The organism is Mucilaginibacter sp. P2_A4, from assembly GCF_056405015.1.
Map to the genome: position 1 here is coordinate 216,915 of NZ_JBFUCX010000008.1, position 22,342 is coordinate 239,256.

The window sequence follows — 22,342 nt, forward strand, 5'->3', positions numbered from 1 at the left end:
ACCCTCCACGAAAAGCAAAACTCATTTATTTAAAATCCAGGTCCCCAATATATACCGCCCCTTTGGCGTCTTTTTTCATTTGCAATACAATAAGTTCCTTTTTTTCCTGTGGGGTTCCATAATGGGTAAACAGCTCGGCCATGATAGTTGTAGGGCCGGCAATGGTTGCCTGCCTGTCGCCATAGTAATTGATCTCAATTTTGTAAGTTCCTTTGATCGCCTTTTTCAACAGGAACTGTTCGGGACCAAAACCCTGGGTCATATCCTGCGAGATGCGCCCGCCAATTTCGGTGCGGTTATGGCCGTAATAACATTTTTCGTTATTAGGGTCGGTTACCCACAGGTCAATATCGGTGTTGTTCATGTTCCAGTCCATCACAATGCGAATATCTGCCGGCAATGATTTTATCACTGTTTTTGAAACTGCAGAAAGCTTAAGGTCCGCTTTATTTAGGGCAATAATTCTGTTTATCTCTGGCAAAAACACTTCCTCTATGCCATTGTAAAGGCGTTCTGCTTCGGGGGTATAGGTCCTTTTCATGGCGGCATAAAGTACATCTAAAGCTTTTTGATGTTCGCCGGCATCTTCTAAGGCCAGCCCGTAGTCGCGGTAACTTTGCGGATCTAAAGGGCGTAATTCCATAACTTTTTTAAACGCGAATAGCTCACCCTCCACATCGCCCAGTTGCTTCAATTTATAACCCAGCATTTTATAAAGCTCATAGCTCCCCAGGTCCAACTCGGCCAAATTGCTTAATATGCGCTCGCCCAGTTCCTTGTTCCCGGCGTTCATAAAATAGCCGGCCACATCAAAATAGTAAACGGGGTTTCCGCTAAAGGCTTGCCGCAACTCCAGGTATTTCTGGTATTGGCCAGCTTTGTCTGTTTTTTGGATAGTTTTTAAGTAATCGGCGGCAGCGGGGTTATAGGCTATATTAATCCCTCCATTTTTATCTGTACGGCTAATCGTAGAATCCGCATGGGCTGCTCTACCCTTTTTTGTAGTTACTATAATGACACCATTACTTGCCCTGGCTCCGTAAATAGCAGTTGTATTGGCATTCTTTACTACATTTATCGATGAAATATAGTTAGGATCTATATTTGGCGGAGTGCTGCTTGCCACCCCATCTACAACGTATAATGGTTGGCCGTTACCCATTGTTGCTGCCCCGCGGATACGTACTTCTGCATTTGCGCCCGGAGCACCTGAGTTTCCGACACCAAGCCCCGCTACCTTTCCTTGTAAAAAGCCCGGTTGTACAGTTGACGCAGACCCTGTAACCGCAGTTTTTCTTTGTGCTCCATACCCCACTACAACAACTTCATTAAGCTGACTAGAATTTGACGAAGCCGCGTTTGCCTTATATTCTACTGCATCGTCTGAGGCTACCAGCCTTACGTCTGAGTTTCCTACCGGTTCAGCTATTTGTAAAGATGCAACCACGGCAGGTGCACTTTGATGAACTCTTTGCTTGCTCTTAGGTTTGGGTTTAACCGCAAGCTTGATATCGGCATTCCACCATTGGGTTAATTCCTTGAGTGTGGATTCTGCTATGCTGAGGTCTTTTTGCCGGGCTTGCACATTATTGGGTGCCCTTTGTTTCATAATGGCATCATACTGTTCGCGCAATTCGGCTGGTGGCTCAATATCGTATTGGATGTAATCGTACACGGTTTCTAAAACAATGAGGGAGGTGTTACGGGTAACTATACCAAAACGTTTGCCTAATGATTCAATGTCCTGCCGGTTGGCGTTATAGTTAATATCCAGTTCGCTTATCTTTTTTTGCGCCCATAGTTTGGCCACATTAACATCATCAACCGTATTTTTTGCCAGGTCAAGCGCAATCACTTTTTCATAACTTACCTTATCGCCATAGCCATATTGTAAAGTAATGCTTTGGTTAGGATTGCGGGTAATCCCAGCTATTGAAAATGTGCCACCAACTGCAACCGGTAAGGAAGGGTAATTTTCTTCGACCGACGCCCCGGCCTTAATCCCTAAAAAATGCAGGGGCTGCGTAGTTAAACTTTTTAAGGCCCTGGCGTTATCATCCCCGGTAAGGTCAATCAATTCGCCATGTGTTTTCAGGGCAATCAGTTTAAGGTTACTATAATCGGCTGTTGCTGATGAATTAATACAATAAACGGGCTTATTATTCAATTTAATGGTCTTTTCGCCAAAGGTTTGATGCCCATCGCTCATTAGTAAAAACTCATCCGCGGGGTATTGCGTTAAATTGATGTTCCCTAAATTGGTAGCCCCATCATAAGTGGTATGCTCCAGTTGGTTTTTAAGTGCCGCCCAGTCACCATTGCTTACGGTATACGCTTTAGTACTTAAAATGGTATTGCTAAAGGTTACCAGGGTAATTTCGGCATTGTTTATCTTTCTGAAATAGGCTTCCAGCAACGCAAATTCCTTTTTGCTATCGCGATTGGCACCACTTAAGGATGCATCCCACAATAAACCTATACGGTGGGGAGCAGGCTTATTTATGGTTTGCGATTGCAGGGTAGTATTGATGAAATAATAATATTTATTACCTTGTGCCTGTATCATCACCTCGTTTGCATCCAATGGTTTGGGGATCAAAAATGAAATGGGATGATTTGGAGTATAGTTAGTCTTCTCTATAGAAGCCGTGTAGGTATTTTGATGGTTATCAAACTGCAGGTTATCATCGTTGGAGTTATCGGCAACCGGGGCTGTTACGCTTTGAATTACAGCCGCGCTTAGTGAAAATTTATCTACCGTATCTTTTACGTTGAGCGGTAAGGTAAATTTAAGATTGCCATTATCTGCCAGTGGCATCTCTTCTTCGTAACCAATAATTACCGTACGGGTACTGTGCGGATTAATGGGATAGATGCGGGTACGAAAAGTATTACCCTCTACTTTTTCAAGCAATCCAGGATCAACCCGCCGCCGTTCAATAGCTTCAAAAACTACGGTACCCTTCCCCCTGTCAACCGGAACGGCCTCGCGCATTTTTCCATTAATATCTAAAGCATACCGGCTGATGCTTACACCATCCTTAAGCGGAAAGGTGAGCGTCCCTTCCAAAATACGCGAAGTAGAATTAAAGAAAGTCATTTGCCAGGTAGTACGGCTGATATTACCGTAAATAGCAACATCAATTTTTAGCTGCTGCAGCTTTACGCCATTATTACTTTTACCATCAACAGTAAGCTGCGGCGTTTGGGCGAAGGCGGTTGATAGCTGTAACGTAAAGAGTATAAATACCGATAAAAGGAATGAATTTAGTTTTTTCATGGACTGCTTATTTCCTGTAGGATGCAAGGATTAAAAACATTCCATAAATGTTTTTTAAAAAAAATTAAAGCAATCGCCCGTGCTAAATAAATGCCAGGCAAAGTTTATTTATGCAGGTTAAATTATTTAGATATTCGCTATATTACCTCGACAAACCTTAAACACTTTCATAAGCATTCCCAAATGAAAATAATTATACGCGCTGGCCTCATTTTGCTTTTTTGCCTTGTTTTAAAAACCGGCGCAAATGCACAAAACAAGATTGACGAAACTAATTTAATAACCCGCCTATTCGGATTAAACAACCTCACCTCCGACGAAGCAGGCAAATATTTTACAGATCAGGGTTACACTTTGTTGAGCAAGCAAAGCATACCCCAAGCCACTTATACAATGGATTTGTATAAGTATAAGTTGAAGAATAGTTATTTATTAACAGTTATAACAGGCAGCGTGGCCGGGTCGGGAATTATTACCTACAACGAAGATGATTATACGCAAGCTTTAAAAATAATTAAGGATTTGGGATTCACACCAGGCGAAGCTACAAGCCCCGAGTCGGGAAAAACGCTTTTTGCAAAGGGGGATCTGCGTTTTATAATACAAAAGAAAACAACCGGCGATAAAACCTTTTATGTAATGATGTTGAACGATCTTTTAAAGATAGCGAAGCTGGCAGGGTTGAAAAAATAAGGTGAGGCAGCGGTTTGTTAGATGCCGCTGAAATTTTTAATTTTAAACGTGCATGGCTGTCCCTGGCCTGTTAAACCTAATAAACTATGTTTCCTTCATTTAAAGAAAAGATCACTATAGGTAGTTTACAACTGAATTTCCTGGTCGACGGTGAGGATACCGACGGAACACTTGTATTATTTGAGATGTTGGTTCCCCCACAGGCCAAAATACCAGCGCCACACTTTCACGTGGAAGTGGATGAAACCCTCTACATTATGGAAGGGACCCTGACCCAGCTTTACGGCACAGAAACCCTTGAACTAAAGGCAGGTGATAAATTGTTTATAAAACGGGGTACCGTGCATGGCTTTAGCAACCCGCATACCGAAACAGCGCGTGTCCTTTGCGCATTGTCACCAGCTTCCATAGGCCCGGCCTATTTTCGTGAAATTGCCGATGTGATCAATACCGGCGGTCCGCCAGACATTACAAGGATTTTAGCCATTATGAAACATCACGGATTGGAGCCTGTGAAGAACGTATAAATATCTGTATAGTAAAACCTGGGGCAATACTCAATAGCCCACTTAAGGCTTGCTGTGCCTCAGATGGTATGTCGGCGAAACCCCTCCCTGCCATTGYGCGCATTWCAGCCGCMCCCCTCCCGTTGGGAGGGAATTAAAAAACGTTGATATAAAAAAGCGGGGGCAATGTGTGATTCCTTCCTCGGGGAAGGAGGAGGAAGGAGTTAGATCACGCTTTCAAATACCGTTGCAGACGGCATGTCGGTGAAACCCCTCCCCGCCATTACGCGCATTTCAGCCGCACCCCTCCCGTTGGGAGGGAATTAAAAAAAACGTTGATATAAAAAAGCGGGGGCAATGTGCGATTCCTTCCTCGGGGAAGGAGGAGTAAGGGGTTAGATCACGCATTCAAATACTGCTGCAGATGGCATGTCGGCGAAACCCCTCCCTGCCATTGCGCGCATTTCAGCCGCCCCCCTCCCGTTGGGAGGGAATTAAAAAAACGTTGATATAAAAAAGCGCGGCAATGTGYGATTCCTTCCTCGGGGAAGGAGGAGGAAGGGGTTAGATCACGCATTCAAATACCGTTGCAGATGGCACGTCGGCGAAACCCCTCCCTGCCATTGCGCGCATTTCAGCCGCACCCCTCCCGTTGGGAGGGAATTAAAAAACGTTGATAAAACCTTCCGTTGTTTTACACCACTTCTGCCATTGGCGCAAAAGCTTTTTCGTCTTTCCCTATCATGCCATTGATAGAAAAATGCATTTTCAAACACTCTAAAAAGTTTTGAATGGCGGGTGTTTGCTTAATAGTTGCGGCGTACCATGCCCGTTTTGCAACGCTGTGATGCAATGGTTTTGTAACAATATTACGACCATTGAGGTATGGTTTCACAATCCAGTCGGCCATAACGCTGATTCCAAGGCCGGCATTTACCATCTCAATGGTGGCGTCGGTGTAATGGATCCGATGCAAAGTTTTGGGCTTTACCTGCTGCGCCTGGATCAATGATTCTATCACCGGGGTGTCCTGGTAAGAGGGATCATAGAGGGGCAAAATAAGCTCTTCACCCTGAAAATCTGCCACGTTTATTACGTCCTTTTTTGCCAGCGGATGGTCCTTACAAATGATGGCTACCAGGTGATCTTCGAAGATGTGTTCGTAGGTTATTTTGGGGTTGATCATCTGCGTGCGCACGATGCCAATATCCAATTCTCCACGCATCAAATACTCCAACGGACGGCGCGTTGCATCCGATAAAATGTGGATATTGATATCAGGCCAGCGGTTTTTGTAATATTTGATGATGCCGGGCAGCCAATGATAAGCGGTGTAACATTGCATGCTGATGGTCAGTTTTCCGGTCTTCCCGTTCTTGTAATTCTGGATATCTTCTTCCAAAGAATTGATCTCGGCGAGGATCTTTTCGGCGCTTCTCAGGAAGCGATAACCGTGCTCAGAAAGGTGCAGTTTTTTCCCCTGCCGATGAAAAACTTCGATGTCCATTTCGCGCTCCAATTCTTTCAATTGATGGCTCAATGCCGACTGTGTAAGATGCAAAGTTGCGGCCGCTTTGGTGAGCGATCCCTCCTTCGAAATGGTATCAACCAAACGAAAATGATGTAGCGCAATATTCATATATTAGTTTTTCTAATGATTATGACAAAATTAATTCATTTTTCTAATATATGCTATACATCTACATTTGCGGTGTACAAATTACACCACAATGTTACAGATACCTTCAAAACAACTACTTCTGTTTTTAGGTGTTTTTTATGTCATACACGCTCAGGCTCAGCAAAAGGTTCTCAATATTAAAGACGCTGAACAAATGGCACTCGCTAATTACGGTACCATTAAGTCGAAAGCAAACCAGCTAAACGCTGCGAAGGCATACTTAAAAGAAACACGTACAGAATATCTACCAGATGTAAGCATCTCGGCCCAACAAGACTACGGAACCGCAAACGGACAAAATGGTCCGCTGTTTGGTTACCATGGTTTATCAGTTGCCTCATCAGGCCCTGCACTACCTAAGCAGAACTGGAACTCGGCTTTTGGCTCACTTTACCTCAGCAACGTAAGCTGGGATTTTTTCAGCTTTGGTAAAGCCAAAGAGAAAGTGAAAGTACAGCGCTCTGTAGTAACCCGCGAAGAAAGCGACTTATCGCAGGAGCAATTCCAGCATCAAATACGTGTAGCAAGCACCTATCTTAACTTATTGGCAGCTCAGCAGCTGGCAAAGGCACAGCAGGATAACCTTAAGCGGGCAATTGATCTGCAAGCGGTTGTTGTTGCCCGGGTAAAAAATGGCCTTAACGCAGGCGTTGATTCATCTTTAGCTAACGCCGAGGTATCCAACGCGAGGATAGCGTTAACCAATACCCAGCAAACCGAGCAGGAACAAAGTAACCAGCTGTCTATTTACCTGGGCATACCCGCCCAGGAGTTTGTACTCGATAGCGCTTTTATTACCAAAGCACCTGCGAACCTGGCTGCGCAAAGCGCTGTTGCCATTACAGATCATCCGTCGTTACGTTATTTCCAGAACCGCCTGGGGGTGAGCGATGAGCAGGTTAAATATTTAAAAACCTTTGCACTGCCAACCTTTAGCCTGTTTGGTGTTTACCAGGGCCGGGGATCGGGCTTTAATTCTGATTACGGCACTGATCAGTCAAGTTTCAGCAGCAGTTACGGAGCTGGGGCCAACCCAACCCGTTACAATTACCTTGTAGGTGTGGCTATGGCCTGGAATTTAACTACCATATTCAGAACACATTACCAGGTGCAATCGCAAAAATACACTTCGGCACAATACAGAAATGACTACGACCTGGTTGCCCAGCAACTACAGGCCCAGCAGGTATTAGCAGAAACCCGCATCGGCAACGCGCTTAAAAATTACCAGGAAGTACCTGTTGAAGTTAGGGCCGCCAGTGATGCCTATACCCAAAAGTATGCCTTGTATAAAAACGGGCTATCAAACATTGTTGATTTTACGCAGGCTCTTTATACCCTTAACCGCGCCGAAATTGACAAGTACATCGCATCAAACAACGTATGGCAGGCGCTGCTTTACAAAGCTGCCGCTACCGGCGACTTTGGCTTATTTATAAATAATTTTTAATAACAGATACACATATATAATGGGAATGATAAAAGGGGCGCTTCAAAAACCAATTACCATATTGGTTATAGTAGCCGGGTTGTTTTTTTTCGGGATAAATGCGGTACGTACCATTAAGATCGACATTTTTCCTGATCTTAACCTGCCGGTTATCTATGTATCCCATCCTTACGGCGGTTTTACCCCAAACCAGATGGAGGCTTACTTTGGTAAGCAATATGTTAACCTGCTGTTGTTTGTTTCGGGCGTTAAAAGCATCGAAACAAAAAACATACAGGGTTTAACATTAATAAAAGTTACTTTTTACGAGGGAACCAACATGGCGCAGGCCGCGGCCGAGGTCACGAGTTATACCAACCGGGCCCAGGCCAGCTTTCCGCCAGGGTCGCAGCCACCGTTTATCTTAAGGTTTGATGCTTCTACCCTGCCTGTTGGGCAGCTGGTATTGAGCAGCCCCAAACGGAGCAATAATGAACTGCTTGATTATGCCCTGGTATATGTGCGGTCGTCCTTTACATCTATACCCGGTTTGGTTGCCCCTGCCCCATTTGGTGGTAACCAGCGGTCTGTAGTGATCAAGGTTGATCCCGGTTTGTTACGCTCGCATAATTTAACGCCCGACCAGATTGTGGCCGCCCTGCGCGAAAACAACCTGAACACCCCAGCCGGTAACGTACGCATAGGCGATATCAATTACCTCACCCCATCCAACACTACTATTAAGGAGATTAAGGATTTTGGTGATATCCCACTGTATAAAAACGGTATCCAAACCGTATTTATGCGTGATGTAGCCAACGTTGAAGATGGCGCGGATATTACAAACGGTTACGCGCTTATTAATGGCAAACGTTCGGTTTACCTGCCTATCACCAAATCGGCAACGGCATCTACCTGGGAAGTAGTTCAAAATCTAAAAAAAGCGCTTCCGCGTTTCCAGGCTTTGCTCCCTCCTGATGTTAAGCTGTCGTTTGTGTTTGATCAATCGGTATACGTAATTAACGCCGTAAAAAGTTTGGCCGAAGAAGGCGCTATAGGCGCGGTACTTACCGGTTTAATGGTATTACTGTTCCTGGGCGATAAGCGCGGCGCGTTAATTGTAATATTAACTATCCCAACCTGTATCATATCTGCCATATTCTTCCTGGCCTTGTTTCATCAAACCATTAACATCATGACGCTGAGCGGTCTTTCGCTGGCCATTGGTATCCTGGTAGATGAATCAACAGTAACCATCGAGAATATTCACCAGCACTTTGATATGGGCAAACCCAAAGCACTGGCTATATGGGATGCCTGTAAAGAGATAGCGTTCCCCAAATTGCTTATCCTGTTTTGTATCCTGGCGGTATTTGCACCAGCTTTCACCATGACAGGTATACCGGGCGCATTATTCCTGCCACTGGCTTTGGCTATTGGTTTCTCCATGATCATATCGTACTTTTTGGCCCAAACCTTTGTGCCCATCATGGCCAACTGGATCATGGTGAACAAGCATGAAGATCACAGCCATCCGGATGGATTTGCACTGGAGGATGAAGGTGAACCATGGGAGCAGAAAGAAAAGGCCATGAAAATAGCACTTGAACATCCGGGCGAAAAAGCAACCCGCTTTGATAAATTCCGGGACAGCTTTATGCGCCTGATGGATAAGATGCTGCCCAACCGCAAATTACTGGTAACCCTATATGTTATTACAGCATTCGGACTTGCCTTTTTCCTATTCAACATTATTGGCCGCGATGTATTGCCTAAGGTTAACTCCGGCACTTTCCAGGTACGTTTACGCGCCCCGGATGGTACACGTTTAGAACGTACAGAAGTAATTGCAATTAAAGCCGAGCATATATTGGCCAACCTGGTGGGTAAAAACCACATTGCCATAACCTCTACCTTTGTAGGATCGCACCCTTCGTCGTTTTCAACTAACCCTATTTATTTGTTTATGGCGGGCCCACAGGAGGCTGTAATGCAGATAAGCTTAACAGAAGATTATAAAGTACCCAACCTTGATAATCTGAAAGAAAGATTCAGGATCGCGATTCACAAAGAACTACCTGGTATTAAGCTTTCTTTTGAGCCTATTGAACTTACCGATAAAATTTTAAGCCAGGGATCGCCAACGCCTATTGAAATTGCACTATCAGGCAAAAACAAAAAACAAAACCAGGAGTATGCCTTTAAAATACTGGATAAATTAAAAGACATCAACTATTTACGCGATGCGCAGATTGCCCAGTCGTTCAATTACCCATCTATAGATATCAATATAGACAGGCAACGGGCGGCGCAGTTAGGTGTTGGGTTAAGTGATATTTCCCGCTCACTTGTGGCCTCTACGTCATCATCAAGGTTTACCGAGAAGAATGTGTGGCTTGATCAAAAGATAGGCTTAAGCTACCAGGTACAGGTACAAATACCGGAATACCAAATGTCGAGCCTGAATGATGTGCGCGAGATCCCTGTATTAAACAACCAGAGCCGCCCGGTGTTAAGTGATGTGGCCGATATTAAAACCGGTGTAACCAATGGCGAAAATGATAATATAGGTGCCATACCTACGTTATCAGTAACAGCCAACCTGTTTAACAAGGATTTAGGTACCGCCACAACCGATGTGCAAAAAGCAATTAACTCATTAGGTAAGCCACCCCGTGGTTTAACTGTAGAGATGCGCGGTATGAGCCAAACCTTAACTGATACCCTTGATAGCCTGCAATCGGGATTAATGGTAGCCATTTTGGTGATCTTCCTGATGCTGGCGGCCAACTTCCAATCCTTCAAAATGTCGTTGGTTGTATTATCAACTGTTCCGGCTGTATTGTTTGGATCGTTGTTACTGGTTAAAATTACAGGCGCTACGCTCAACCTTCAATCATACATGGGTATGATCATGTCGGTAGGTGTATCTATATCAAACGCGGTATTGCTGATAACCAATGCCGAAGAGTTACGCAAGCACAATGGCGACGCCTTAAAATCAGCCCGCGAAGCAGTTGCGTTACGTATACGCCCAATATTAATGACCAGTTTGGCCATGATTGTGGGAATGATCCCGATGGCATCAGGTTTAGGCGAAGGCGGAGACCAGACATCGCCACTTGGCCGCGCTGTTATTGGCGGTTTAGTAGCCTCTACGTTTGCGGCTTTGTTAATACTACCTTTGGTTTTTGCCTGGGTACAGGGCAATGCCACCACCCAATCTGTTTCGTTAGACCCTGAAGATAAAGAAAGTAAATTTTATGTCCCTTTGCATCATCATGAACAAATTTAAAAATACATCATTACTAATCCTTGCAGGGTTAGCCATAACCATCAGCTCCTTGAGCTCATGCCAGTCGGGCGCTAAAGAAAAAGAGCAGCCCTCCGAAGAGGAACAACAAGAACAGGCGGTTGAAACACCAACGGTTGATCTTGTACCTGTAACCAAAGGCAAGCTGAGCAACAGTATTGCCATTCCGGGCGAGCTGATTCCTTACCAGCAGGTTGACCTATATGCAAAGGTTAACAGCTACGTGAAAAAATTGCTTGTTGATATAGGATCAGAAGTACACGCCGGGCAATTGCTGGTAGTATTGGAGGCCCCGGAAATTAACTCACAATTAGCCGGTGCACAATCACGCATCAAGCAATACGAGGCTGTTTATTATGCCAGTAAAGCTACTTATGACCGGTTGGTAAATACCAGCAAAACCCCCGGCACCATTTCGCTTAATGATCTGGAACAGGCCGAAGCCAAGAAAAATGCCGATATGGCAAACGTGGAATCGGCTAAATCAGCATTGAAAGAAGTTTCGGCTAATTTGGCTTACCTGGAAATCAGGGCGCCTTTTGATGGCGTGATCACCAGCCGCAATGTAAACCTGGGTGCTTATGTTGGCCCCGGAGGTAAAGGATCTGACCCATTGTTTACCTTACAGGATCAAAAAAGACTCCGTTTAGTGGTGTCTATCCCAGAAAACTCTACCGGCTTTTTAAGCAATAAAAGTGAAGTGAATTTTACAGTAAAAGCATTACCTAACCAGAAATTTACCGCCCAGGTAAAACGTATGGCCGGCGCCCTTGACGAAAAACTAAGAGCCGAGCGTTTGGAAATGGATGTTTACAATAAAGATAAAAAACTGCTGCCGCACATGTTTGCCGAGGTTAATGTACCCCTGCCTGCCGGCGATAGTACTTTTGTGGTACCTAAAACAGCTGTAGTAACTTCCACCGAAAAGGTGTTTGTAGTGAAGGTGGTAAACCACAAAGCGCAATGGGTTGATGTAAAAAAAGGATTTACCTCTGGTGATATGATAGAGATCTACGGCAATCTTAGTCCTGATGAAAAACTGGTAAAAGTTGCCAGCGACGAGATCAGGGACGGATCAACGGTAAAAGATAAATAGTGTTGATGAACTGGGGAAGAAAAGGGAAAATGATATAGCCTGCAACGTTTTATAAGCAGCTGCGTCTTATAAAGAAAAAAGGTGATCATGAAAAAACTTATCTTCTCTGGAATGGCATTGCTGCTTACAGTGTCCATGGCTTTTGATTCATCGGCACAAACAGTTACAAGAAATGTTTCGGGTTATACCGGCGTTAGTTGTGGCGGCCCATTTAATGTATTTATAAAGATAGATGGTACAGAAAGCATTAAGCTTGATGTAGACGCCAATGTGGTAAACGATATTAAAACAGAAGTAGAAAACGGTGTGTTGAAGGTGGAGTTTAAAGATCACTGGAGAAATCACCGTAATATTCAAAGGGCCAATATCTATATTACTGCAAAAACATTAGCGTACCTGGGCAACAGCGGATCGGGCAATACTACGGTTGATGGTGTAATGAGCGCTCAAAACGCCAGGGTAGCCTTAAGTGGATCGGGCAATATCAAAACAGCGGTTAAATCCAGCACGCTTGATTTAAGCATCAGCGGATCGGGTTCAATTGATATTAAAGGAAGCGCCAGCACGGCCGATATACATATTGCAGGCTCGGGCGAAGTGAACGGGAAAGATTTGAAAACACAAACCGTTGAAGCCAGAATTTCAGGCTCGGGCAGTGTAAATATAATTGCTGATAAAACCGTTTCAGCCAGTATTGCAGGCTCGGGCAGTGTACTATATTCCGGCAATGCTACAACTGGAACTACACACTACGCAGGATCTGGAAGAGTAAATAAGGTTGACTAAAAGATACTATTCGTTTTTAATTATAAAAGGACTGCTTAATCGAGCGGTCCTTTTTTTTATGAGTATTTCCGGGATTATTATTACTTTGCCTATATCTTAGAAGCTGATTCTGAAGGGGGAATGCCATCGATTTAATCCCCAATGTCATGCCGAACTTGTTTCGGCACCCCACATGCTAAGTGTACTTCATGCGGATTACCTGTCCTGTGGGATCCCGAAACAAGTTCGGGATGACTTCCTTTTCAGTTTACTGTCATAATCCGCCTCCAAAATGTCGTTTTTACACCGCCTATAATCCTCTTATTCCTTCGATATTTGTATTGTCAATAAAATCAAAACAATTTAAATAACGCATTATGAAAAGAGCAATTAAAGGGCTTAATATCCTCAAACCGGGACTATTAATCGCTACTCTATTTTTTACGGTGTTTCAGTCTAAAGGCCAACAGCTTAAACCTGCAAACAGTGGCTATGCGCCTGTTAATGGCATCAAAGTTTACTATGAGGTATATGGCGAGGGTAAACCCCTCGTTTTGCTGCATGGTGCTTTTATGACCATTGAGATGAATTGGGGACAATTAATACCCGAATTATCAAAAACAAGAAAGGTGATTGCTATTGAATTGCAGGGACATGGGCACACCCCGTTTTCGGACAGAAAATTGGACATTGCTACCCTGGCAAGTGATGTGGAAGGAGTAATGAACCACTTAAAAATTGACAGTGCCGATGTTGCAGGATATAGCATGGGTGGCTCGGTGGCCTACCAGTTGGTAGTAAAAAGCCCTAAACGGGTAAAAAAATTAGTGATCATTTCTTCTACCTACAAAACCAGTGGCTGGCTGCCCGTTGTAAATAACGGGTTTAAAGGTTTTAAGCCTGAATTTTTTAACAATACTCCTCTGCAAGTGGCCTATGACGCAGTAGCACCCGACAAAACAAAATGGACAAAATTCATAGAACAAATGATTGTTTTTGCCGGAGAACCCTTTAACGTGGGTGATGCCAATATTGCGAAAATTACTTCACCGGTATTGCTTATATCGGGCGACAATGATGGTCTGGACAAAGTGGAGTTGATGAAAACCTACCAATTACTGGGAGGTGGAATAGCTGCAGATTTGGCGCCGATGCCAAAATCGCATCTGGCCGTTGTTCCTTCGCAGGGGCATGTCAGCCTAATGATGCAAACGAAAATAATATTAGGTTACCTGGATGATTTTTTAAAATAACAAAATCGTATGCTGTAAGTTTGGGATTGATTCGTACCTCGTAACAAGGATTTATTTATTTTTAGACGGACTTTTGCTTTGTGTACACATCCTTTTATTTTGACGGATCTCTTATTGCAACATTTTCAAAATATTTACGCCTACTGCGTCCACCGTTTCGCCGCAATTAGAGAGCACAACAACGGCCAGGTTTTTCTCTTTATTAAAAGCTAAAAATGTACTGCTGCCAAAGGTACCGCCATTATGAAAAATGTATTCAACCCCATTCACCGTGATGATATGCCAGGCAAGGCCCAGCTTGGCATCTTTTTTAAAGGTTATTTGATGGGTTAATTCCAGTGCTTTGCCAGGCTTGTTGCCGGGAGGCGTCATATTGGCTTTTGCATAAATCATCAAATCGTTTAATGAGGAATGCAGCGCGCCACAGGGCGCAAGGGCATCAAAATCCCAGGCCGGGGTTAAATTACCTTCGCCGTTATAAACGGTGGCAAAACGGGCCTGCAACGCGGGGTTTAAATGCTGAGCAGTGCTTTTCATACCGAACGGCTTACAAATAATATCTGCCACCAGCTGATCATAGGTTTTACCGCTGATCTGCATTAAAATTTCTCCTAATAAACCAACCGCTAAGTTTGAATAAGCATATTGCTCACCGGGTACGCTATTGAGCTTACAGGTTTTCAGATAAGCGAAAAGCAGCTTTTTATCATATAATTTATAGGGATTCAATGGATCCGTAGCCGGATTCAAATTATCCGGCATCCGCGCAAGGCCCGAAGTATGGTTACTTAAAGTGAGTAAAGTAACTGCTTTAAGTGCCGGATTTGCGGCTACAGAATCGGGCAGGTATTTGGTAACGGGGTCTGTTAATTTTACTTTTCCCTCGTTTACATAATAGGCCAGGATAGTTGATGTGAACGTTTTGGAGATGGAGCCAATCTCGAAAAGAGTATTGGCATCCGGCAATTTGCTGTTGCCCTTAGTGGTTTCGCCATACCCATAAGTAGTGATCTTGCCATCTTTTAAAACACCGATACTCAGGCCCGCCGTATTTTCCTGGTCAACATAAGCCCTGGCGGCCGAGTCAACCTTTTTATCCATGGCTGTGAGCATTTTATTTGATGTGGCAGCCTTCGTTATCCTTTGGGCTGTGGCCTCTTTAAATGGCTGAAAAAGCAGCATATCCATCTTGTCTTCCCGATCGATACTCAGCAGAAGCTGCAAGGTAACGCTGCTGAAGATTACCTTATAAGTGGCTACCTTATTATTTACAAAGCTGATTAAGGACGATCCCTTCATTTCTCCCAGGGGGATCAATTGCTGATTGGCAACCGTACGGAAAGCATCCTCGCTTAATTGTTTCCTGAAACTTTCGCCGGCCAATGAGTATAATGAATCGGCCCGTTTATGATTAAAATAGGTTTTAACCAAGGCAAATACCGAATCGGTTTTACGTTGCTGAAGGCTTTGGGCCATAGCAGCGTTTGAACTCAACAAATAACTAATAACAATAAGCAAGCAAGAGAGACTTTTGAATTTCATCTTCAGGGATTTTGATTTATTGATCCCACTGTAAAGCCCGGTGGGACTTATTATTAAGAGGATCGGTTAAATTGATGAAATTACGTTGATTATACGGCCACCTGATTCTGTTAATCATAACGCCAATTGCAGCTCCAATCATATAGGTGTAAGCAATAAACGCAAACATATTTCCCGGATCAGCCGCCAACTCCTTAATCGTTACGATAGAGGTTGTTATCAGCAACATACTGATAAGTATCCACAAATAAGCTCCCAGGATTATCCCACCATCAGTTATACAGTATAGCCAAATTCCTTTAGCCCTCGCTTCCTCCCAGTTCCTAACGAAAGAGATATTGCGAATATCTTCTTCGGTAAGACCTTTTCTTTTTAATTTATTGGAATAAGCAAGTTTAGCATCGTAATGATAATAGTCCCGCCCAAATGATACCAGGAAGAAAATGAAAGGCGCAGCAGAACCATTGAAATAAGAAAGAACAGAGCAAAAAACAAATGCAGCGACAGTGCCCTTATAAGTACTTTTCCAATACGTTTTAAGCAGATCTGTCTTCATTGTGAGATTATCTTTCTTTACGGTGTTTGCCCGGCCAGCAGGTACAGCACTGCCATCCTCACAGCTACACCATTCTCCACCTGGTCTAATATGATTGATTGTTTGCTGTCGGCTACGTCACTGGTGATCTCCACGCCACGATTGATAGGGCCCGGGTGCATTACGGTAATTTCTTTATCCAATGAATCAAGGATGGTTTTATTCAATCCGAACAGCATGGTGTATTCTCTTAACGAAGGGAAATACTTAATATCTTGCCGCTCCAACTGAATGCGAAGCATATTGGCTACATCGCACCAGTTAAGGGCTTTGATAAGGTTATGCTCCACCTTAACGCCTAAGGAACCGATGTATTTAGGGATGAGCGTAGTCGGACCGCAAACCATTACTTCGGCACCCAATTGTTTAAGGCAAAGGATGTTTGACAAGGCTACACGCGAGTGCAGTATATCTCCTACTATCACCACTTTTTTACCGGCAACGTCACCATATTTTTCGCGGATAGAAAAAGCGTCAAGCAAAGCCTGTGTAGGGTGCTCGTGCGCGCCATCACCTGCATTAACAATCTGCGCTTTTACGTGCTTAGACAGGAAGATACCGGCACCTGCGTATGGGTGACGCATCACTACCATGTCCACCTTCATGGCCAGGATGTTGTTTACGGTATCTATCAGTGTTTCGCCCTTGCTTACCGATGAGGAAGAAGCTGCAAAGTTTACCACATCGGCTGATAATCTTTTCTCTGCCAGCTCGAACGATAAACGGGTACGGGTAGAGTTTTCAAAAAATATATTGGCAATGGTTACATCGCGCAAAGACGGCACCTTCTTGATCGGTCGGTTTAAAACTGATTTAAAAGTATCAGCCGTTTCAAATATCAACTCGATATCTGCCCGGTTTAAATCTTTTATGCCTAATAAGTGCCTTGTGCTTAGTCCTGCCATTTTATTTTGATTTCGGATTTTTTGTTTCCGTTATTATCTTATGTCCGTCATTGCGAGGCACGAAGCAATCTCTATACTATACAGCGTGGATCTGCACAGGTCGCGATTGCTTCGTTCCTCGCAATGACATATTTAATATCCTATTAATCTTGCCCCTCTGATATTAATACTATCTTATCTTCTCCATCCGTATCTTTCCATGATACCACTACTTTTTGCGACGCAATAGAATCTACTTCAATTCCTACATAATCTGCAGCTACCGGGATATGACGTGAGTAACGGCGATCAACCAGTGCCAATAGCTCAATCTTCTCGGGCCGGCCAAAAGCTTGCATGGCATCCATGGCCGCGCGAATGGTACGCCCCGTCCAGAGCACATCATCCATCATGATCACTTTTTTGCCTTCGATAATAAAATCTATTTTAGTTTGATTGGGCACCAGTGGTGACCCTTGTCTGCGGAAATCGTCGCGGTAAAAGGTGATATCCAGATCGCCCTGCATTATTGTTTTACCGGGAAGTATTTTACGTAATTCTTCGGCAACGCGGCGGGCCAAATAAATGCCACGGGGCTGTATACCAATCAATACCGAACTTGAAAAATCATTATGATTTTCAATTAACTGGTGACATAAACGTTGTATGGTTATCTGAAATTTTTGACCGTCGAGCAGTGTAAGATTTTGCATCGTATGGGTGGATTTGGGCAAAAATAACAAATAGTTTTGAGTTTTGGGTGATGAGTTTTAAAAGCGGGCATTACTCACAGTAGATCAAGATATGCTTGTTTTGACGAATATCATTAAAGTGTTAAAAAAAGTTTGTCATCCTGAGGGACGAAGGATCTATTCGCAGACTTTACGGGGCGAAGAAGCATGACGAATAATAGATGCTTCACTGCGTTCAGCATGACAAAAATTTTTTTTGCGAATACATCATAGGTCGCCATAAAATTTAGTGAAACTCTGAAAGATGACCTGAAGTTAAAAAAAAGGGCTGTCCTGCTGAGCCTGTCGAAGCATGTGGGCAAAGGCCTCTGCGCACGACCCTTCGACAAGCTCAGGGTGACAGGCCTTTTTAAAATGCATATACGTTTAATAATAAACTTATCATAGATAGCTACGAAGCAATCGCGAAGTACACAAATACAAATTATCTTTCAGCCAACTTCTTCAAAGACTCCATCGCCCGCTCTGCATCTTCTTTGGCAACAAAGATATGGTCATGATAGTATGCAGCAATTACATTACAGCTAATCCCTTCTGCGGCCAACGCGTTGGCAAATGCAGCCGTTAAGCCGGTTGCTGCTAATGAGGAGTGAATGGTAAGCGTTATCCAGGCGGCGATGTATTCGTATTTTAAATGGAGTTGATCCGCGATTTCTTTTTTGAGAATAACGGTTGTTGCCTCTTCTTCCTTAAATAAACCGATGATCTCTTTGATATCTATAGTATCGACATCTGAAATGGCACAATAAACATAATCACCGTCATTTAAAACAGGTGTCATGTTTTTTAATAAAGTGTTGAGGTTGGTTTCTCCGGGCATGAAATTTCGTGATATTTATGATGGAAATTATTTACCTGCATACAAAACAAAGTATTGCACAACTATACTAATGGGAATTAGAAAAGGCAATCCAAAAGAAAACCAATAACCCAATCTATATAAATCACTTCTAAATTTATCACTATCACTTTTATTTATAAGCAAATCTATTAGCGGTCCGAGGTAATAGAACAGGTTTGCTAACCCTATCATAAATAGGTAACCCATTCCTTGAAAAGCAATAGTAAACAAGGTTATCTCAAAATCCTCGTCATATGGTTCTATTAAAAGGGATGCCAATATAGCATACAAAACAAATGCACTAATACCCGCTATTACTAAGCCCTTATTATACTTGAAACGTCCTTTTGCCCACCAGTTAATTACTAATTGATTTCTACTTAACGATTGTTCCATATTTCGATGAAATAAATATAGCAATTATCAATAGCAAACTTAAGGCTCCATAAAAAAAGCCCCTCCAATTTCTCGGAAGGGCTTGTAAAATTATGCTTCAGTTAAAGCTTATGCTTCTTCTTCAGGTTCAGCTGTTTTAGCCGGAGCCGGAGCAGCAGGGGCTGGCGCAGCCTTGCGGGCTTTGTTTTCAGCACCTTCCATTTGCTCTTTTAACTGAGCTAATACGCTAAGGTCACCTAAAGTTGATTTCTCAACTGATTCTTTCACTTTTTTAACCGCGTTGCTTGCAGATTTTGCTTCTTTTTTGCGGTTTTCAAATTCCTGTACACGAGCATCAGCACGAGCTTCTTCCCATATACGTGAGTGTGAAATAACTATACGTTTGTTTTCTTTGTTAAATTCAATGATCTTGAATTCAGCAGCTTCTTCAGCTTTAACGCTTTTGCCGTCTTCTTTAACCAGGTGTTTGGTTGGCGCAAAGCCTTCAACACCGTAAGGTAAAGCTACGATAGCACCTTTGTCTGTTACTTTTAACACGGTACCTTCATGTATTGAATCAATAGTGAAGATGGTTTCAAAAGTATCCCAAGGGTTTTCTTCAAGCTGTTTGTGGCCTAAGCTTAATTTACGGTTATCGATATCAAGTTCTAAAACAACCACGTTTAATTTTTCACCAACTTTAGTGAATTCATTAGGGTGATTTACTTTTTTAGACCATGATAAGTCAGAAATGTGAATTAAACCGTCGATGCCGTCTTCCAGTTCAACAAACACACCAAAGTTGGTCATGTTTTTAACTGTAGCAATGTGAGTTGTGCCAATAGCATATTTCTCACCAGCATTTTGCCATGGATCAGGAGTTAATTGTTTAACACCTAAGCTCATTTTGCGTTCGTCGCGGTCAAGTGTTAACACTTGTGCTTCAATCTCATCACCAACTTTCAGGAATTCCTGAGGGTTGCGTAAGTTTTGTGACCATGACATTTCTGATACGTGGATCAAACCTTCAACACCAGGGATGATTTCAAGGAATGCACCGTAATCAGCAACAGTAACAATACGTCCTTTAACTTTAGAACCGATAACGATACCTTCGTCAAGGCTCTGCCAAGGATGAGGAGTTAATTGTTTTAAGCCCAAAGCAATACGTTTTTTCTCGTCATCAAAGTCAAGAACAACAACGTTGATCTTTTGATCCAATGCAAGAATTTCACGTGGATGCTCAATACGGCCCCAAGAAATATCAGTAATGTGCAATAAACCATCAACACCACCAAGGTCAATAAATACACCAAAGTCGGTAATGTTTTTAACAGTACCCTCAAGTACTTGTCCTTTTTCAAGTTTAGCAACAATTTCTGTTTTTTGGTTTTCCAAATCGTCTTCGATAAGCACTTTGTGCGATACCACAACGTTTTTAAACTCGTGGTTAATCTTAACAACTTTGAATTCCATTGTTTTACCTACGTACACATCGTAATCCCTGATAGGTTTAATATCGATTTGTGAACCTGGTAAGAAGGCTTCAACGCCCATAATATCAACAATTAAACCACCTTTAGTTCTGCTCTTAACAAAACCAGTGATGATCTCATCATTATCAAGTGCTGAATTAATGCGTTCCCATGATTTTTGAGTTTTTGCACGTTTGCGTGAAAGTACTAACTGACCGTTAGCATCTTCCTGCGACTCTACAAATACATCAACTGTGTCACCGATTTTCAGATCAGGTGTATCACGGAATTCCGATACTGAAACTAAACCGTCTGATTTAAATCCTACGTTCAGCACTACATCTTTGTTGTTAACGTTAACAACAGTACCAGTGATGATTTCGCCTTTGGTGATAGAGCTAAAAGTTCCATCATACATTTTCTCGAATTTCTCACGGTCGCTATCGCTGTAGTTACCAAATTTTTTGTCATCTGCATCCCAGTCGAAATCTTCGCTTGGTGTAGCTGCAATTTTTGATTTGATCTCTTCGATAGAGATTGAATCAGCTTCTGATTCAATAGTTTCTTTTTCGCCAGACGCCGTAACTGTACCCAGTTCAGCTTCTTTCGCTTTTAATTCTTTTTCTGCTTCTTGTTTTTTTGCCATTAAATAATTTATCTCCTTTTCCCAATTTGTTAATTGGGACTGCAAAGGTACAGACATAATTTTATTTAAAAAAGAATATTTTAATGTTAATTACTGATATTTAAGGCTTTTTGAGGAGAATAGGTGCTGGTAAAGCAAAATACGCTAATTTAGTATGCCTGTTTTAAAACAACACAACTTCCTGAACAGTAAATTAATGCTTAATTAAATGATCAAATACCTGCAAAAAGCCTGGGGCGACAGCATAGATAATGTTGGTATGCCTGATATAATTACCGCCATTGCCGAAACTCAACAAATGGATGATGAGCACGGCGCATTTTGGGTGGGCACAGAAGAAGAGGAAATTATACTGGAAACCAATAAGTGGCTGCAAATGATATGCGTTGTGGAAAATACCGAACTATCTTACAAGGCTGCAAACTGGCAGGAGGTAGAAGAACTTTATCAGCTATTATTAAATGAAGATTTTGAGGCCTTAAAGAAGATTATAAACAACGGTAAGTAAAAAGGGAGTTACAGATTATTCAATTTGTCCTCTATCTCCTCAAAAATATCCATAAAACTATCTAAAAGATAATCCCTGTAATTGCCCAAAACGCCGTTCATCTGCGCTTCATGCTCCGGGGTAAAGGGATCTTTCCAAACCCGCATGCAGATGCGTTTAAGGGCGTAAGCTATCTGGTGGGTTTCGGCATAGGTATGCAGGTACTGGCTTTTTTTAAAACCTTCATAAAATTTAAAAAAAACGCTGGTATCTGCCAGGCCAGAGAAGGTTAAAAACTCCTCAATGATCCCGGGCTTACAGCCGGATAATTGCGCGTAAAAATCATCGACGCTTATTTTGCCGGTAGTTAGCAATAAATTATCAATGATGAGCTCCAAAGCGATGTGCCCCAAAAAGAATGGCTTCACCGGCGAGCCTTCAATAGCTGGCAGCAACGCCTTTTTTAATTCATGCGAGTGAGTTAAAAAAAAATCGGATGAGTGAAAATAACGGTCAACCGCCAGGTGTTTATTCCAGCCGGTTATGATGGAATTAACCTCATTATTACCATGATGCAGTTTTTCGGGGTGAAGAATGATGTGCTTATCGGCATTTTTCAACAAGTCGGGCAGCACCGTTCCCAATACATGGTAACAATTACTGGTATGCTTGTCGAAATAATAATGCGATAAAAAATTCATAAGCGCTACGTTGCAAAATACCCCGTTT

18 protein-coding genes are annotated in these 22,342 nt (G+C 42.8%); 8 read left to right on the forward strand and 10 right to left on the reverse strand.

Annotation, left to right across the window (positions count from 1 at the left end; all coding sequences use genetic code 11):
* Nucleotides 1–25: 25 nt before the first annotated feature.
* Nucleotides 26–3,280 carry a VIT domain-containing protein gene (locus AC1DYB_RS16395; protein ID WP_477436498.1) on the reverse strand — a complete coding sequence of 1,085 codons (3,255 nt, stop codon included), beginning with the start codon at nucleotides 3,278–3,280 and terminating at the stop codon, nucleotides 26–28.
* A 183-nt stretch (nucleotides 3,281–3,463) separates the two neighbouring features.
* Between AC1DYB_RS16395 and AC1DYB_RS16400 the strand changes: the two genes are divergently transcribed.
* Both AC1DYB_RS16400 and AC1DYB_RS16405 read left to right on the forward strand, forming a co-directional pair.
* On the forward strand, nucleotides 3,464–3,973 hold the full coding sequence (locus AC1DYB_RS16400; protein WP_477436500.1) for a hypothetical protein: 510 nt from the start codon (nucleotides 3,464–3,466) through the stop codon (nucleotides 3,971–3,973).
* Between the two features lie 86 nt (nucleotides 3,974–4,059).
* Nucleotides 4,060–4,500: a cupin domain-containing protein gene (locus tag AC1DYB_RS16405; RefSeq protein ID WP_477436502.1), complete on the forward strand. Its 441-nt coding sequence runs from the start codon at nucleotides 4,060–4,062 to the stop codon at nucleotides 4,498–4,500.
* A gap of 673 nt (nucleotides 4,501–5,173) precedes the next feature.
* Here the strand turns inward: AC1DYB_RS16405 and AC1DYB_RS16410 are convergent.
* Nucleotides 5,174–6,118, reverse strand: coding sequence for a LysR family transcriptional regulator (locus AC1DYB_RS16410; protein WP_295714225.1), 945 nt, complete (start codon nucleotides 6,116–6,118; stop codon nucleotides 5,174–5,176).
* 91 nt (nucleotides 6,119–6,209) lie between these two features.
* Here AC1DYB_RS16410 and AC1DYB_RS16415 point away from each other — a divergent pair, with 91 nt between their 5' ends.
* The 5 genes from AC1DYB_RS16415 to AC1DYB_RS16435 all read left to right on the forward strand — a co-directional run bounded on the left by AC1DYB_RS16415 (nucleotide 6,210) and on the right by AC1DYB_RS16435 (nucleotide 14,016).
* Entirely contained in the window at nucleotides 6,210–7,610 is a 1,401-nt protein-coding gene (locus AC1DYB_RS16415) for a TolC family protein (RefSeq protein WP_477436505.1), read from the forward strand.
* Nucleotides 7,611–7,629: 19 nt separating this feature from the next.
* Nucleotides 7,630–10,884, forward strand: a complete 3,255-nt coding sequence (locus tag AC1DYB_RS16420) for an efflux RND transporter permease subunit (RefSeq protein ID WP_477436507.1) — start codon at nucleotides 7,630–7,632, stop codon at nucleotides 10,882–10,884.
* Nucleotides 10,871–11,998, forward strand: a complete 1,128-nt coding sequence (locus AC1DYB_RS16425; RefSeq protein ID WP_295714232.1) for an efflux RND transporter periplasmic adaptor subunit — start codon at nucleotides 10,871–10,873, stop codon at nucleotides 11,996–11,998. The genes AC1DYB_RS16420 and AC1DYB_RS16425 overlap by 14 nt, the downstream gene beginning before the upstream one ends.
* An 87-nt stretch (nucleotides 11,999–12,085) precedes the next feature.
* Nucleotides 12,086–12,784 (forward strand): head GIN domain-containing protein, encoded by a 699-nt coding sequence (locus AC1DYB_RS16430; protein WP_477436509.1) that lies wholly within the window; start codon nucleotides 12,086–12,088, stop codon nucleotides 12,782–12,784.
* A gap of 356 nt (nucleotides 12,785–13,140) precedes the next feature.
* Nucleotides 13,141–14,016 carry an alpha/beta fold hydrolase gene (locus AC1DYB_RS16435; RefSeq protein ID WP_477436511.1) on the forward strand — a complete coding sequence of 292 codons (876 nt, stop codon included), beginning with the start codon at nucleotides 13,141–13,143 and terminating at the stop codon, nucleotides 14,014–14,016.
* Between the two features lie 111 nt (nucleotides 14,017–14,127).
* On the opposite strand, the gene AC1DYB_RS16440 is transcribed toward AC1DYB_RS16435, so the two are convergent.
* The 7 genes from AC1DYB_RS16440 to rpsA form a co-directional block, all read right to left on the reverse strand.
* Nucleotides 14,128–15,558 carry a serine hydrolase domain-containing protein gene (locus AC1DYB_RS16440; protein ID WP_477436513.1) on the reverse strand — a complete coding sequence of 477 codons (1,431 nt, stop codon included), beginning with the start codon at nucleotides 15,556–15,558 and terminating at the stop codon, nucleotides 14,128–14,130.
* A 16-nt stretch (nucleotides 15,559–15,574) separates the two neighbouring features.
* Nucleotides 15,575–16,114, reverse strand: a complete 540-nt coding sequence (locus AC1DYB_RS16445; RefSeq protein ID WP_477436515.1) for a hypothetical protein — start codon at nucleotides 16,112–16,114, stop codon at nucleotides 15,575–15,577.
* A gap of 17 nt (nucleotides 16,115–16,131) precedes the next feature.
* Nucleotides 16,132–17,058, reverse strand: coding sequence for an aspartate carbamoyltransferase catalytic subunit (locus tag AC1DYB_RS16450; RefSeq protein WP_090467170.1), 927 nt, complete (start codon nucleotides 17,056–17,058; stop codon nucleotides 16,132–16,134).
* 143 nt (nucleotides 17,059–17,201) lie between these two features.
* Nucleotides 17,202–17,750, reverse strand: coding sequence for a bifunctional pyr operon transcriptional regulator/uracil phosphoribosyltransferase PyrR (pyrR, locus tag AC1DYB_RS16455; RefSeq protein WP_295714248.1), 549 nt, complete (start codon nucleotides 17,748–17,750; stop codon nucleotides 17,202–17,204).
* A 463-nt stretch (nucleotides 17,751–18,213) separates the two neighbouring features.
* The gene (locus AC1DYB_RS16460) at nucleotides 18,214–18,609 is read right to left on the reverse strand and encodes an ACT domain-containing protein (protein ID WP_477436517.1); all 396 of its coding nucleotides are present in this window, start codon (nucleotides 18,607–18,609) and stop codon (nucleotides 18,214–18,216) included.
* 27 nt (nucleotides 18,610–18,636) lie between these two features.
* Nucleotides 18,637–19,026: a hypothetical protein gene (locus AC1DYB_RS16465; RefSeq protein WP_477436519.1), complete on the reverse strand. Its 390-nt coding sequence runs from the start codon at nucleotides 19,024–19,026 to the stop codon at nucleotides 18,637–18,639.
* A gap of 108 nt (nucleotides 19,027–19,134) precedes the next feature.
* The gene (rpsA, locus tag AC1DYB_RS16470) at nucleotides 19,135–21,126 is read right to left on the reverse strand and encodes a 30S ribosomal protein S1 (RefSeq protein WP_295714306.1); all 1,992 of its coding nucleotides are present in this window, start codon (nucleotides 21,124–21,126) and stop codon (nucleotides 19,135–19,137) included.
* A 208-nt stretch (nucleotides 21,127–21,334) separates the two neighbouring features.
* On the opposite strand from rpsA, the gene AC1DYB_RS16475 reads away from it, so the two are divergent.
* Nucleotides 21,335–21,634 carry a hypothetical protein gene (locus AC1DYB_RS16475; RefSeq protein ID WP_477392203.1) on the forward strand — a complete coding sequence of 100 codons (300 nt, stop codon included), beginning with the start codon at nucleotides 21,335–21,337 and terminating at the stop codon, nucleotides 21,632–21,634.
* A gap of 8 nt (nucleotides 21,635–21,642) precedes the next feature.
* Here the strand turns inward: AC1DYB_RS16475 and AC1DYB_RS16480 are convergent, their stop codons facing one another.
* Nucleotides 21,643–22,314 carry an ACP phosphodiesterase gene (locus tag AC1DYB_RS16480; protein ID WP_477392204.1) on the reverse strand — a complete coding sequence of 224 codons (672 nt, stop codon included), beginning with the start codon at nucleotides 22,312–22,314 and terminating at the stop codon, nucleotides 21,643–21,645.
* Nucleotides 22,315–22,342 lie beyond the last annotated feature (28 nt).

Bases quoted from the DNA above. Each gene is read 5' to 3' on its own strand.
- AC1DYB_RS16395 (WP_477436498.1), bottom strand. From the start codon at position 3,280: ATGAAAAAACTAAATTCATTCCTTTTATCGGTATTTATACTCTTTACG.
- AC1DYB_RS16400 (WP_477436500.1), top strand. From the start codon at position 3,464: ATGAAAATAATTATACGCGCTGGCCTCATTTTGCTTTTTTGCCTTGTT.
- AC1DYB_RS16405 (WP_477436502.1), top strand. From the start codon at position 4,060: ATGTTTCCTTCATTTAAAGAAAAGATCACTATAGGTAGTTTACAACTG.
- AC1DYB_RS16410 (WP_295714225.1), bottom strand. From the start codon at position 6,118: ATGAATATTGCGCTACATCATTTTCGTTTGGTTGATACCATTTCGAAG.
- AC1DYB_RS16415 (WP_477436505.1), top strand. From the start codon at position 6,210: ATGTTACAGATACCTTCAAAACAACTACTTCTGTTTTTAGGTGTTTTT.
- AC1DYB_RS16420 (WP_477436507.1), top strand. From the start codon at position 7,630: ATGGGAATGATAAAAGGGGCGCTTCAAAAACCAATTACCATATTGGTT.
- AC1DYB_RS16425 (WP_295714232.1), top strand. From the start codon at position 10,871: ATGAACAAATTTAAAAATACATCATTACTAATCCTTGCAGGGTTAGCC.
- AC1DYB_RS16430 (WP_477436509.1), top strand. From the start codon at position 12,086: ATGAAAAAACTTATCTTCTCTGGAATGGCATTGCTGCTTACAGTGTCC.
- AC1DYB_RS16435 (WP_477436511.1), top strand. From the start codon at position 13,141: ATGAAAAGAGCAATTAAAGGGCTTAATATCCTCAAACCGGGACTATTA.
- AC1DYB_RS16440 (WP_477436513.1), bottom strand. From the start codon at position 15,558: ATGAAATTCAAAAGTCTCTCTTGCTTGCTTATTGTTATTAGTTATTTG.
- AC1DYB_RS16445 (WP_477436515.1), bottom strand. From the start codon at position 16,114: ATGAAGACAGATCTGCTTAAAACGTATTGGAAAAGTACTTATAAGGGC.
- AC1DYB_RS16450 (WP_090467170.1), bottom strand. From the start codon at position 17,058: ATGGCAGGACTAAGCACAAGGCACTTATTAGGCATAAAAGATTTAAAC.
- pyrR (WP_295714248.1), bottom strand. From the start codon at position 17,750: ATGCAAAATCTTACACTGCTCGACGGTCAAAAATTTCAGATAACCATA.
- AC1DYB_RS16460 (WP_477436517.1), bottom strand. From the start codon at position 18,609: ATGCCCGGAGAAACCAACCTCAACACTTTATTAAAAAACATGACACCT.
- AC1DYB_RS16465 (WP_477436519.1), bottom strand. From the start codon at position 19,026: ATGGAACAATCGTTAAGTAGAAATCAATTAGTAATTAACTGGTGGGCA.
- rpsA (WP_295714306.1), bottom strand. From the start codon at position 21,126: ATGGCAAAAAAACAAGAAGCAGAAAAAGAATTAAAAGCGAAAGAAGCT.
- AC1DYB_RS16475 (WP_477392203.1), top strand. From the start codon at position 21,335: ATGATCAAATACCTGCAAAAAGCCTGGGGCGACAGCATAGATAATGTT.
- AC1DYB_RS16480 (WP_477392204.1), bottom strand. From the start codon at position 22,314: ATGAATTTTTTATCGCATTATTATTTCGACAAGCATACCAGTAATTGT.